At 38.5% G+C, this 12,909-nt stretch carries 13 protein-coding genes; 6 read left to right on the forward strand and 7 right to left on the reverse strand.

Going from position 1 to position 12,909, the window contains the following annotated elements; genetic code table 11:
• The first annotated feature begins 126 nt into the window (after positions 1 to 126).
• Complete coding sequence (gene xthA / locus ACMUMK_RS08160; RefSeq protein WP_414700636.1) at positions 127 to 933, forward strand: exodeoxyribonuclease III; 807 nt, start codon at positions 127 to 129, stop codon at positions 931 to 933.
• A 5-nt stretch (positions 934 to 938) separates the two neighbouring features.
• On the forward strand, positions 939 to 1,598 hold the full coding sequence (locus tag ACMUMK_RS08165; protein ID WP_414700637.1) for an energy-coupling factor ABC transporter permease: 660 nt from the start codon (positions 939 to 941) through the stop codon (positions 1,596 to 1,598).
• Positions 1,599 to 1,604: 6 nt separating this feature from the next.
• Here ACMUMK_RS08165 and ACMUMK_RS08170 read toward each other — a convergent pair whose 3' ends face one another.
• The 3 genes from ACMUMK_RS08170 to ACMUMK_RS08180 form a co-directional block, all read right to left on the reverse strand.
• The gene (locus ACMUMK_RS08170; protein WP_414700638.1) at positions 1,605 to 2,804 is read right to left on the reverse strand and encodes a P1 family peptidase; all 1,200 of its coding nucleotides are present in this window, start codon (positions 2,802 to 2,804) and stop codon (positions 1,605 to 1,607) included.
• Positions 2,805 to 2,934: 130 nt separating this feature from the next.
• Positions 2,935 to 3,744 (reverse strand): tetratricopeptide repeat protein, encoded by an 810-nt coding sequence (locus tag ACMUMK_RS08175; protein ID WP_414700639.1) that lies wholly within the window; start codon positions 3,742 to 3,744, stop codon positions 2,935 to 2,937.
• Positions 3,745 to 3,780: 36 nt separating this feature from the next.
• Positions 3,781 to 4,872 carry a winged helix-turn-helix domain-containing protein gene (locus tag ACMUMK_RS08180; RefSeq protein ID WP_414700640.1) on the reverse strand — a complete coding sequence of 364 codons (1,092 nt, stop codon included), beginning with the start codon at positions 4,870 to 4,872 and terminating at the stop codon, positions 3,781 to 3,783.
• A 195-nt stretch (positions 4,873 to 5,067) separates the two neighbouring features.
• Here ACMUMK_RS08180 and ACMUMK_RS08185 point away from each other — a divergent pair, with 195 nt between their 5' ends.
• Complete coding sequence (locus ACMUMK_RS08185) at positions 5,068 to 5,865, forward strand: sterol desaturase family protein (protein WP_414700641.1); 798 nt, start codon at positions 5,068 to 5,070, stop codon at positions 5,863 to 5,865.
• Between the two features lie 57 nt (positions 5,866 to 5,922).
• Here ACMUMK_RS08185 and modF read toward each other — a convergent pair whose 3' ends face one another.
• The 3 genes from modF to ACMUMK_RS08200 form a co-directional block, all read right to left on the reverse strand.
• The gene (gene modF / locus ACMUMK_RS08190; RefSeq protein ID WP_414700642.1) at positions 5,923 to 7,362 is read right to left on the reverse strand and encodes a molybdate ABC transporter ATP-binding protein ModF; all 1,440 of its coding nucleotides are present in this window, start codon (positions 7,360 to 7,362) and stop codon (positions 5,923 to 5,925) included.
• 564 nt (positions 7,363 to 7,926) lie between these two features.
• A complete protein-coding gene (locus ACMUMK_RS08195) occupies positions 7,927 to 8,175 on the reverse strand; it encodes a hypothetical protein (protein WP_414700643.1) in 249 nt (82 codons plus the stop codon).
• A gap of 83 nt (positions 8,176 to 8,258) precedes the next feature.
• Positions 8,259 to 8,528 carry a hypothetical protein gene (locus ACMUMK_RS08200; RefSeq protein ID WP_414700644.1) on the reverse strand — a complete coding sequence of 90 codons (270 nt, stop codon included), beginning with the start codon at positions 8,526 to 8,528 and terminating at the stop codon, positions 8,259 to 8,261.
• Between the two features lie 292 nt (positions 8,529 to 8,820).
• Between ACMUMK_RS08200 and ACMUMK_RS08205 the strand changes: the two genes are divergently transcribed.
• Positions 8,821 to 9,258 carry a cytochrome b562 gene (locus tag ACMUMK_RS08205; RefSeq protein WP_414700645.1) on the forward strand — a complete coding sequence of 146 codons (438 nt, stop codon included), beginning with the start codon at positions 8,821 to 8,823 and terminating at the stop codon, positions 9,256 to 9,258.
• Between the two features lie 115 nt (positions 9,259 to 9,373).
• On the opposite strand, the gene ACMUMK_RS08210 is transcribed toward ACMUMK_RS08205, so the two are convergent.
• Positions 9,374 to 9,874: a lactoylglutathione lyase family protein gene (locus ACMUMK_RS08210; protein ID WP_414700646.1), complete on the reverse strand. Its 501-nt coding sequence runs from the start codon at positions 9,872 to 9,874 to the stop codon at positions 9,374 to 9,376.
• A 95-nt stretch (positions 9,875 to 9,969) separates the two neighbouring features.
• Here ACMUMK_RS08210 and ACMUMK_RS08215 point away from each other — a divergent pair, with 95 nt between their 5' ends.
• Both ACMUMK_RS08215 and ACMUMK_RS08220 read left to right on the forward strand, forming a co-directional pair.
• Positions 9,970 to 10,845, forward strand: coding sequence for a LysR family transcriptional regulator (locus ACMUMK_RS08215; RefSeq protein WP_414700647.1), 876 nt, complete (start codon positions 9,970 to 9,972; stop codon positions 10,843 to 10,845).
• 208 nt (positions 10,846 to 11,053) lie between these two features.
• Complete coding sequence (locus tag ACMUMK_RS08220; protein ID WP_414700648.1) at positions 11,054 to 12,898, forward strand: DUF885 domain-containing protein; 1,845 nt, start codon at positions 11,054 to 11,056, stop codon at positions 12,896 to 12,898.
• Positions 12,899 to 12,909: the final 11 nt, after the last annotated feature.

Consider the following 12,909-nt stretch of genomic DNA (forward strand, 5'->3'; position numbering starts at 1 on the left):
GTTGTTTACTATCAAACTAAGCAAGGCGTTTAGGATCTTGTTTTTCTTTGTTAGAGTACACCTTTTTTTTAAAGCGATAATATCGTCAAACTTATAACCTAATTTATTCTGTGGACACCTAATTTCATGAAAGTAATTTCTTTTAATATAAACGGCATTCGTGCGCGCTTACATCAACTACAAGCACTTATAGACAAACATCAACCTGACATAATTGGCTTACAAGAAATCAAAGTACACAACGAACAGTTTCCAGTTGCTGACGTTGAAGCCATGGGTTATCAGGTTTATTTTCATGGTCAAAAAGCCCATTACGGTGTGGCTATGTTATGTAAAAAGCCAGCTCTAGCGGTGCAATATGGTTTCCCAAGCGATGATGAAGAAGCTCAAAGACGAATGATAATGGTCGATTACCCAATGGAGAATGGAGAAACCGTACGTGTGCTAAATGGTTACTTCCCCCAAGGTGAGAATCAAAACCACGAAACCAAATACCCTGCTAAACGTAAGTTTTATCAAGATTTAATGGGCTATTTAAACGACAATCACACCCCAGAAGATAATGTAATAGTTATGGGCGATGTGAATATCTCCCATACTGATTTAGATATAGGCATAGGTGAACCAAACCGCAAACGTTGGTTACAAACCAAAAAATGTAGCTTTTTGCCAGAAGAGCGTGAGTGGTTAAATACACTTATTGATTGGGGATTCACCGATGGCTTTAGATATTTACATCCAGAAGAAGCTGAAAAATACAGTTGGTTTGACTATCGCTCTAAAGGGTTTCCCGATAACCGTGGTTTACGGATTGATTTAATTTTAGCCACAGCTAAATTGCATAGCACTATTACAGAAGCAGATGTGGATTATGAAATTAGAGGGATAGAGAAACCTTCAGATCACGCACCAATCTGGTCAGTGTTTAAATAATGCTTATGGATCATATTCAGCTTACCAATATTCAAATATTCGCAGCGCTATTAGCGCTAGTGATTAGTTTTGTCATTGGCAAAAAACTAACTTTTTCAAGGTTAATCTCAGACAAAAAAATTCAGCACTTAGTATTTGGAAGTGCTGCAAGTTTGTTTGTGCTGTGGATGTTTAGAGCTGGTATTTATGACGGTCTTAGCGTGCACTTTTTATGGTTATCTGCCCTGCCCCTAGTACTAGGGTTTAGGTGGGCAGTATTCAGTGCTAGCCTAGCGTTAATTGGCGTAACCTTAGCAGGCCAAGAGCATATCAATATGTTAGGGGTAAACTTCTTATTAGGAGTACTTGCCCCTATCGGATTAACCTATGGAATATATAGCTTCACATTTCATAAATTACCTAGGCATACTTTTATTTACATATTTTTGTGTGCTTTTATTCCTGGGGCTTTGGCCATTGGTCTTAAAATGCTAAGCCTAAGTGGCTACTATTATCTAGATGACATATACAGCTGGTATACAGTCAAAGATAACTACCTAATATTAACCACTTTAATGCTATTTCCAGAGGCCATGTTTAACGGAATGACCATTACCTTGCTTATCATCTACAGACCAGAATGGGTATATACCTTCTACGATAAACTGTATTTAGATGAGCAATAACAGCCTTTAGTATGTTGTTGGTTTATTAGGTGACAAGGTCTCATCAAAGTGTGTGACCTTGTACTTATCAAGTATATCTTTTACCTTTTCTACATCAATAGCTTCTAATGTACCTCTGCTGCTTGTTACGGTTTCAGCCTTTAACATAGCGTTGTAAATAGACTCTTGTATGGCCTCTACAACCCCTTGAAACAAAGGAGACATAGCAGAGTTACTTAAGGTTTGCGTAACATTTGGCGCAGTATTCCCCCTTATATGTCTTACCTTTTTGTTGGTAGAAAAAGCAATGACATAGTCCCCAGAGCCATTGTGTGCAACAGAGCCGGTGCGGCCCAATCCCATCATGGCACGCTTGGCCATGCGCTCTAGGTTTCGAGACATTACTGGCGCGTCTGTGGCAACCACCATCATGATAGAGCCGCCATCAATGGTAACTTCTCCTCTGCTTGCTTCTTCGAGTTGGGTTTTATAGGAATACTGACCTAATTCCCGACCAACAGGTGCGCCATTTATATTAAGATCACCACCAAAATTAGTTTGTACTAAGACGCCAACAGTGTAGCCACCAAGGCTTTTTGGTAACACCCTTGAGCTGGTACCAATACCGCCTTTCCAACCAAAAGCTTGTGTACCTCTACCAGCGCCAACACTGCCTTCTTCTACTGGGCCACCTTTTGCCGCTTTTAATGCAGCTAGAGTGTATTCCTTTTTGGCACTATCAGGAGACCACATGTTATTTACCTTACCATCGTTAGTCTCGCCAACTATTGGGTTTAACGAGTGCTGCCCAGTGTCCGATGTGGCAAAAAACCAATCACTAATAGCATTGGCTGCAGTCCAAACACACTGAGTACAACCTAAGGCAATTGGTGTTTCAATCTCGCCAAGCTCTTGTACCTGAGTCGCCCCCACTAACTTGCCATAGCCGTTCCCCGAATAAATGGCAGCAGGTATTGGGAAGCGGTACATATTGTGCTCAGATGGAATAATTGCAGTTATTCCGGTTCGAATGTCTTCACCAATATCAACTGTGTAGTGCCCTACCTTTACACCCGTCACATCGGTTATTGCATTGTATTTCCCCGGCGAAATAGTCCCTACCTCAATACCTAAATCTCTTGCCCTTGGCTTTGAATTAGCTGCACTAACAACATTGGGAATACTCACCACACATAGTAATGCGGCAATTTGTAGGACCTTTTTCATTTTGTTTTCTCCATACTTAAGGGCGAAATTAACTCGTAAAGTTAACACCTTAATGACTGATTACAAACTAAGGGGGCATTTAGATAACGGTGGACGGTAAGCCCATATTTAAACTAAGCAAAAACTTTATTTAGTGTTTGTAAGAGTTAATTGTTTCATCATCTAACCCTATTTTTTCTAATATCGCAAGATAGCTTGGAGTATGCCTTAAATTGACAAACCTAGGGTCGTTTCTAGCAAAGATTAAACAATTAGATTGAAACTCAACAGCTTGAGTTAAAAGAGAAAATACCCGCTCTGTTTGCCCCATCATATTGTAAACAACAGCAGTCTCGTAGGGACAAGTATACTGATTGATGCTTTTAACCTCAGCGAGAAGTGATTCGGCCTCAGTAAAGTCTCCTTTAGCCGCCAGAGACTGAGCTAATAAAGTCAAAGGCAAAGGCTCTCTGCCATTTATTCCCACGCCTTTCTCGGCTAATGAGGTTGATGCTTCAAAATCACCTTTTAGGTAATATGCAACGGACAAACTTAATATGGGATAAGGTTTGCCTGGTTGCGTGCTAACTTTTGTTTCTCCCCATCTTATTGCAGCGTCTAGCTGATTAGTCATCATCAGGGCCCACATGCCCCACTCTGCTACTTCTTCATTTAAGGGATCTAACTTATCTGCCTGCTCTAGGGCGTTAATCATTAACTTAGTTTCACCCATAGCGCAGTAATACAAAACCAACCCGAGTAAATTTAGGGCCAAGTTTGGATTAGTTTCATGGGATTTTGAAAGCATTCTCCACCCATCTTCCCATTGCAAAGCGTGCACATAAGCTAAACCAAGAGAGGCCATAACCTGAGCTGAATTAGGATTAATTGAAATCACATCTACTGCCGATGATACAACCTTTGGAAATACCTCTTTAGGGATCTCAAACACCACCATCATGATGCGGTAAGCATTTGATCTAGCTAAATATGCGGCTTAAAAGCCTAAATCAAGGGCTATGGCTTGATTAAAATACTCAATAGCTCGAAGTACAGAATCATGAGTCATTAGCGAAAGCTGGTACCGACCTTGAACATATAACTCAAAAGCCTCTGAGTTTGGCGTGTAGTGGATAGGTTTATTTACTTGGCGCAACTCAGTTGGCACTAAACTGCTGGACACAGACTTAACCAATGTACTGGTAACTTGGTTTTGTATCGATAGCCAATTGCTTGTGATGGGCGCTAAACTAAAACTCCTTATCCAAACTAACTCGCCTGTGTTTATCTCCAGTAGAGAAACACTAAGCTCAAGGCTTCCGTTTTGCTCTTCTTTTAAGTCACCATCTAATAAATAGCTGACATCTGGTATCTGATTTTGAATATGGCTAAGACGCTTGTTGTCCCTAAAAGCAAAAGCTGAAGGCTCCGGTACAGTTTTTAGCCCTGGTAGTTGCTGTAAACCTTGAATGACTTCTCTTGATATTTGATCTGATAATGGCGCAAATACACTGGCTCTGTCCAATGTAAACGGTACAACTAATAGGTATGGTTCTTCGTACTCAGATTTATGACTTTGACTTGGCAACAACAGCCAAATTAAAGCCACTGCCAATGCAGCACCAAATAGAAGTAGTACTAGCCAATATTTGCGCAAAAATAATTTTTTGGCTTTACCATTACCAGATACTACAGGGGGCTGTTGAGTATGAATTTGTTCAACAAGCGCATTATCATCAAGGGGAATATTTGTATGAAGTGTACTATCAGAATCTGTGGCTAGCTGCTGTACCTCGGCAACAAACTGATAACCTCTGGATCTAACTGTTTTAATCACACTCTGTGCTTCGCTACTGTCCTTAAGTACTTTACGGGCAATGTTAATATGGTTACTTAAGCTAGTATCCGAAACTAATCTCCCTTCCCAAACCTGCTGAAACAATTCATCCCGGGAAATGACTCGAGTGCGGTTTTGAACTAGGTATGCAATTAAGTTGAATACTTTAGGCTCAACAGCTACAGGATCGCCTTGTACCCGAATAACAAACTGCACACAGTCTACTTCAATATTATTAAACTGATAAATCACAATAATCATCCTTGGTATGTAGCAAAATTAATCTCGTCTATTAAATTAATTTAGATACTCAGAATAAACCACTTGGGCAAAAATTATCTAGCAATTAGCCAATCATTACCTAATCGTTATGTTTATTTTCAAATTACTTAGCAGACTACAGAGGCAGGTTTAATTTAAATTAGACATTCTCAAAGGACTGTTAACATGCCAACCCCAATTGAAATATTACTAGACCCAATATCCATAAGTTTACTCGGAATGTATATTTTCCTAATACTCATAGAAGCAATTGCTCCTGCACAAAAACAACAGGTAGTGAAAGGCTGGATCCCTAAATCGCTATTTGTGTTTCTGTGTTACTTCTTGCTATCTAGTTACCTGCCCTTGTTATGGGACAAGTATCTATTACCCTTTCAAATCTTTAATTTGCAACAACTTCACCCAGCATTGAGTGCAGCTGTTGCAGTGTTTGCGTTTGAGCTTTTAATTTATATTTGGCATCGCGCCTTACACCAGGTTAATGGACTGTGGCGGGCGTTTCACCAAATGCACCATAGTGCTGAAAGGCTAGACACATTTGGGGCGTTTTATCTTAGCCCTATGGATATGATAGGTTTTACTTTTATTGGAAGCTTAGCGTTAACGATTGTTGTAGGTATAAGTCCGTTAGCAACAAGTTGGTTTTTATACATCACAATGTTTTTGGTTATATTTCAGCACACTAATATTCGTACACCTCAGTGGCTAGGTTACTTTATTCAAAGACCAGAAAGCCATTCGGTTCATCATCAACAGGGAGTACACAAATATAATTACTCAGACTTACCTATTTTTGACATTATATTTGGAACCTTTAAAAACCCTAAAAATTTTGCTGCACCAATTGGGCTTTATCAAGGCTCTTCAAATAAGGTGATAGACTTATTATTGTTTAAAGACATATATAAAAGTTCTAAAATACAAAAAGCAACAGTGCCTTTAACACCTAAAGATCAAGCCTAAAACCTGTTTAGGCTCATTTTTTTAGAGCTAACATGGATGAGGCCACTTCTGACTAGATTAGATCTTAGCCATATCTAAATGGTTCTGAATACTTGGGATCACATCTTCTTGATGGTGGTTTACGTACAATAAAGTGGTATTGCCTTCTCGGGCTAACAACTCAATTAATGCTAAAACCTTTAACCGGTTGATATCGTCAAGCCCATTACATGGCTCATCTAAGATTAGTAAGCTAGGGTGTTTTACCATAGCTCTGGCGATTAAAACCATACGCTGATCACCAAATGACAACTCAAAGAAAGGCCTATCTTTAACGTCTTCTAAACCAATTAATTGTAACCATTGGGTCGCCAAACTAAGCTGATTGGCAGAAGGTTGTTGGTATAAGCCTATGCTGTTGTAATACCCAGACATAACAACATGAAGCACTGAACAATTTACTTTGTAATCTAAGTGAAAGGCGTTAGACAAATAACCTATATACTGTTTGATTTCCCAAATACTCTCGCCACTACCGCGCTGAAAACCAAATACAAAAATATCATTTACATAACACTGGGGGTGATCCCCTGTGATTAAATTCAACAAGCATGTTTTACCTGAGCCGTTTGGCCCTGTTACTTGCCAATGTTGTTGCGGCATTACAGTCCAATCAAGGCCGCTAAATACCACATTATCACCATAGTTAACTTTTGCGTTGGTTAACCTCACTAAAGGTGCGTTTTCCTCTAAGGGGTGTGGTGCAAAACAATCATCATCTTTACCTGGTAAAGTCAAAGCTGACTGCTGCATATGTTGTAACTGGGTAATGTGTTGCAACTGCTCTTGTAGATTATCGCTAGCCTCAGCCTGCCAGCCAATAGTACCAGCATCCATAAGTATGACTTGTTTACAAAACCCTGGCACTTCAGAGACTCGGTTTAATACCAATAACAAAGTTGTACTGCTAGATAACTCTTCGAGTAATTGATTCAACTGCTCAGTAGTTTTAACGTCCAAACCATCCCATGGGTCATCTAAAATCAGTAATTCTGGCTCTAGAATTAAGGCTTTTGCCAATAACAATTTGCGGGTTTCACCAGTAGACAAAGCCCTAAATGGTTTTGCTAACATAGTCTCAAGTGAAAAAATTTGCTTGATCCTAGCCAACAGAGTTGCATTAACAGCTGAACTGTCTGAACCATCAAATAACACTTCTTGTACTGTTGTGGGAACAGGAACAATATCTAGAATATCAGCACAATCTTTTTGTTTTTCTGCTTCTATTAGAGCTTGCTGTTGCTCTACAGAAACCCATGCTAACTTGTGATTAAAATGACGGGTTCCCGATAGCCATTGCCCCTCGCCTGCAACACACGCTGCTAAAGCAGATTTACCACTGCCGTTAGGTCCTAAAATAACCGTATGCTGGTGGCTTTGAATAGCTAAATGTTCGATATTTAGATGATAATGCTCATCTAGTAATAGGTGACAATTTTTTAATAATAACAAGGACATAAGTAACAAAGTTCAATAAACATAAATCAATAGTATCAAAATGTAATTTTAAATGAACTGGCTCCCTATATTTAATCTTCTATTCTTCGCGGCCTTCTTTAATCAAACAAAAAAATTATTAAGAATAATTAAAAACATTTTGAACTTATCTTAAGTTTGCCCCTCTTACTATATAGTTTTTATGTGTGTTCTCATTTTTAAGCCTGATATTTTTATCAGGCTTTTTTTTGCCTGTAATTCTCTTAGCTAAAAACCTAAATAGCTATTAAGCCTTCACTAAGTTTCTTTTAGAGATTTTTAACTATTAAAGAGAAAAAATAAACATAGGCCCTGATTACATTTTTACCGAGGGATACGAGTTTATTGATTAGTTAGCCTGGTTAAGGCAATTCAAAGTATTGACTATGCTTGTTATCCAGAAATCAGGTTAAATAAAGGCTTAAACAATTACTTTTGTTTAAAACCTTCTATTTGAGTGTAAGTAAAAAAAGTAAGTTTCGCGTACTTACAACTTGTTACTTATTCTGTATTTTGTTTACTTGTAAGTGCAGTAACTAGGCCTGCTTATAATAGCCAAAAAGAGATAATAACCAAATAAGCGACTACTGACTGAGGTGAGGCACCAAACTCTTGGATTTTGAAGTGAGTTTGCCCCATTGATTGTGCAATACCCGTCCACAATACGGGCAGGTTTGCCCAAAACAAAAACGGCAAAAATAGTAAGCCAACTTTAGTAATTGCCAATATTGGTGGCAAATTAAATACCAACGATAAGACTACAAATCGTTTCATTGAGAAATATCTAAAGTTCATCCATATCCTTGGTTTATTGATTACTTTTAACAATTTGTATGTGGCACTCTTTCAGCGAATAAAATAACCGCAGTGATATTGTATCAGCTGCCTTTTACTTTGAACTTGTACCATATATTCTTCTTATAACAGGCAAAACCAATAACAACACCGAAAATCATCAACGGATAATTATTGGATATAGCACCCCAAACCACAATTGGTGCAGCTGCAACTACCCCTGCTAAAACCTTTTGTTTGTTGGTGTAATTTACAGGAACTAGCATTCCTTTTTGTACTACATAAAGTTGGCCAATTAAAGCAAGTATGATCACCAGTAGTAAGATAATTTGCAGTAGATTAAAATATTCCATTATTTTCTCCATGAGCCGTAAAACAATATTAATATCACGCAAAACCTTGTGCTTAGAACCCGGCTTTAACATTTATACTCGTAGGGCCATATTAATCTTATCGGGTAAGTTATAGCAACATAAACAGTTTTTTACTTATGTGGAAATGCCGCAAATACCCAAGCTCTACTTTATATAAAGCTCGGAACGCAAACTTGAGTGTACAAAGCTATTGTTTTGAATATTTTCTTGTGATTTCGTAAAGCATCTATTGTGCTAAACTCCCCGTCTTCTTAAATGAATGAGTCCCGAGATGTTGTTATTGAAAAAGCTAAGTCTGATTTTGGTGGTTGCCTTTGCAAGCCTTTCCCTTGGCAGTCAGGTGTTTGCCCAAAACAATGGCGAAAATGTTACCGCCAGTACAGATGTAGAAGCGACCATGAAGTCAATGGCCTTAGCTTATAAACAAGCCATGGTAGCTACTAAACCAAGTGTTATGGAAAGCAAGATAGTCAAGTTAAAGCAACTTGTCGCCTCGGTGCAATTAGTAAAGTTTGAATCCGATAGGCAAGAGATATTGCAACAGGGCTTAACTGAAGTACAAGCCCAGCTAGACTTAGTACAAGTTAGCTTGACCAGTGGTGATATGACTACTGCAAAACAGCAGTTAGAAAAAGTTGATGCCTTGAAAAAACGGTACCATAAAAAACGTAGCCCAAGTATATGGGAGCTTATTTTTGGCAGTGACTAAACTCTTATTAGTTTTATAACTGTTGTTACTAAAAAAGACCCAACTTAAAAAGTTGGGTCTTTGCTTCTAAAACATAATTAACCCATTATCGCCCTACACGATAATTAGCCAATCGCTAGTATGCACCAGCACCGTAGGTTAACTCGTAACTATGACTGTATATTTCTAGAATGTTTCCAAACGGGTCTTCCATGTAAATCATACGGTACGGCTTTTCACCAGGGTAATAGTAACGGGGTTTCTCCATACGCTTTTTACCACCGGCTGCCACAATCGCTTCTGCCAGCTCTTCAAGATTTGGATCTTGAACACAAAAGTGAAATACACCAGTTTTCCAGTATTCAAAGTTATCTTTAGGATCTTCTTGGTTTTTAAATTCGAAAATTTCAACACCTATACGGTCCCCAGTTGACAAGTGAGCAATTTTGAATTTTTCCCACTTTGCACCAAACACATCGGTACACATTTCGCCAATTGGGCTGTCATCTTCAATGATTTCAGTTGGCTTCATAATTTCATACCAACCTAAAACTTCTGTATAAAATTTTACTGCTTTTTCTACATTAGGTACCGAAATACCAATATGTGAAAATGTTCTTGGATACGCTTTACTCATAACTTATTGCCTCAGTTGTTTTGATGTTTTAAGTATATGACCTGTGTTACATTACAAAAAATTATAATTATTTATAATAATGAGTATATTTAGTAATGATTAATATTTCTTGGTTACAGACATTTTGTAAGCTGGTGGATATAGGACACTTCACACAAACAAGTGAAGCCTTATACATGACTCAATCTGGTGTAAGCCAGCATATTAAAAAACTAGAAGAACAGCTTGGTACGGCCCTTTTAATAAGGTCTGGTAAGTCATTCACATTAACTGAAGCTGGGCTCAAACTTCACCATGAAGGTAAGATTTTATTAAGCTCTATGGTAGAGCTAGAGTCGTCGATAAAAGCAGACGACCCTCATGTTGGAGCCATAAGAATATCCTCTCCGGGCAGTGTTGGGCTTAAGCTTTATCCCCATTTACTAGGCATACAGCAGCAACATTCGCGACTGTCTATAGATTATAGCTTTGCCCCTAATTCAGAAATAGAATCTCGCATCGCAGCTAGAAAAATAGACATAGGATTAGTGACAGAACAAAGTAGGCATCAAGATATTATTTCTGAGCAAATAGCCTTAGAGCCATTAGTGCTAATTACCTCACACCATACCCAATCGGTCACATGGCAAACATTAATAGAGCTTGGTTTTATTAGCCATCCAGACGCTGCACACCACGCGCAGCTATTGCTTAGTAAGAACTTTTCAACGTTTCAACACATAGAACAATTTAAGCACAAAGGCTTTTCAAACCAAGTTAGTTTAATTTTAGAGCCTGTAAGTCGCGGTTTAGGATTTACAGTTTTACCTCTGCATGCCAGCAATGCTTTTAATAATCAGTCTAAAATACGAATACATCAGCTACAACATTCGGTGAGTGAACCCCTCTACCTTTGCAGAAACCGCTATTCCACAGAAACCAAACGAAGCGCTTTTATCAGGCATATAATTACTGACTTTATTGCCAAGTAATAATCTAAAATACCTTTAAGGCTAAACTCTGCGCTAAGAGTTTGTTTTAGCTATATCTAACTCACAGCCATCGGTTACGCATAACCAACAATTACTATAAATATGTATTTTATCTTACTGTTAGTGCCACTCATCAGGTTAGTCAATCAATTACTTGCTATTTGCCCGCCCTAGTTTTAATTTGCTCAATAAAAACAAGGAAGCCTCCATGGTAATACCCAACTCAAACACTATTAAAATACTCACTTTATCAATATTAGTATCGGCCTGCTCACCAGCTGTAAATGAGCCCACGACTAAGGTTGAAAATACACCTAGTAAACAAATAAGCAGTATTTCTGAAGATGAGCGTATAACTCAATTTTTTGAAGACATTTTTAACGAAAACGTGGCAAGTAGCCCTGAGTATCAAACTAGCTTAGGAATAAAAACAGAAGATTATGGAAAGTGGGATGATAATTCAGACCAATACTATCTCACCACCTATGCCCAACGAATTAAAAACCAACTAGCTAGGCTGCAAGCCAATTTCGATTATCAAAAGCTCAATGAAACTAATCAATTAAGTTATGATCTATTTGTTTTTAATAGCGAGCGCACCATTGCCAATTTACCCTGGTATCGCCACCATTATGTCGTGGACCAATTTAATGGCCAAGTGACAGATAAAATAGCCTTTATTCAAAACAACCATAAAATTGACAACCTTGATGATGCCGAAGCCTATATACAACGTCTAAAAGGTATCGAATCTGTTTTTACCGAATTTCAAAAGCAGTTAGTTGACCGAGCTCAATTTGGTGTGGTCACACCTGAGTTTTCGTTTCCAGATATGATTAAAGACATTAGCAACTTGAAAGTATCAGAGCCAAGCGAGCATATTCTTTATAAAGACTTTAGCTCTAAATTGGCTGCGTTAGATATCAGCCAAGTGGTAAAAACGACATTAGAACTTGAGGCTGAACAAGCCATATCTGGCCCTTTTCAAGCAGGCGTTGATAAACTGATCACTCAACTACAACAAATTCAAACCCAAGCTAAAGGCAATAAAGGGGTTTGGTCTTTACCTAATGGTGAAGACTTCTACAAAAATCGTATCAAGTACCACACTACTTTAGATTTAACGGCAGATGAAATTCATCAAATTGGTTTAAATGATGTAGAGCGCATCCATGGCCAAATGAAAGACATAATGAAAGAGGTGAATTTTAAAGGTAGCTTACAAGAGTTCTTTGCCTTTGTTCGCAGCGACCCTAACAACTTTTATGAAGACAGCGATGCTGGCCGTGAAGCTTTTTTAGCTGAAGCACGCCAAAGTACTGCAGATATTTTTGCCATAGCCGACCAATACTTCAACAAATTACCTAAAGCTTCGCTCGAAGTTAGAAGGGTTGAACCTTGGCGTGAAAACAGCACAAGTATCGCATTTTACAATCGACCGTCTTTGGATGGCTCTCGCCCGGGTAGATATTATGCCAACCTAAAAGATATGAAAAACCTACAAAAATATGTGTTTTCTGCCATTACTTATCACGAAGGTGTACCAGGCCATCACTTTCAAATCGCCCTTGCCCAAGAGCTAGATGGCTTACCTAAGTTTAGAAAATTTGGTGGCTACGGTGCCTATACCGAAGGTTGGGCTTTATATGCAGAGCAGCTAGCAAAAGAGATGGGATTCTACCAAAATCCTATGTATAACTTTGGTCGCCTACAAGATGAAATTTGGCGCTCTGTGCGCTTAGTTACCGATACAGGCATACACGCTAAAAAGTGGACCAGAGAACAAGCTATTCAGTATTTCCTTGATAACACTCCTATCAGTGAAGGGGATATTGTTACCGAAGTCGAGCGTTATTTTGTTAACCCTGGGCAAGCACTAGGTTACAAATTGGGAATGATCACTATTTTAGATCTTAGAGAAAAAGCAAAAGCAGCTTTAGGCGATAAGTTTAATATCAGAGATTTCCATGATGTTGTAATAGGCACTGGCGCCCTGCCCCTACCAATATTAACTAAACAAGTTGATAAATATATTGCGAAGGCTAGCCAATAACCTAAGAAGCT

Origin of the sequence: Paraglaciecola sp. 2405UD69-4 (genome assembly GCF_047525415.1) — a bacterium.
GTDB lineage: Bacteria > Pseudomonadota > Gammaproteobacteria > Enterobacterales > Alteromonadaceae > Paraglaciecola.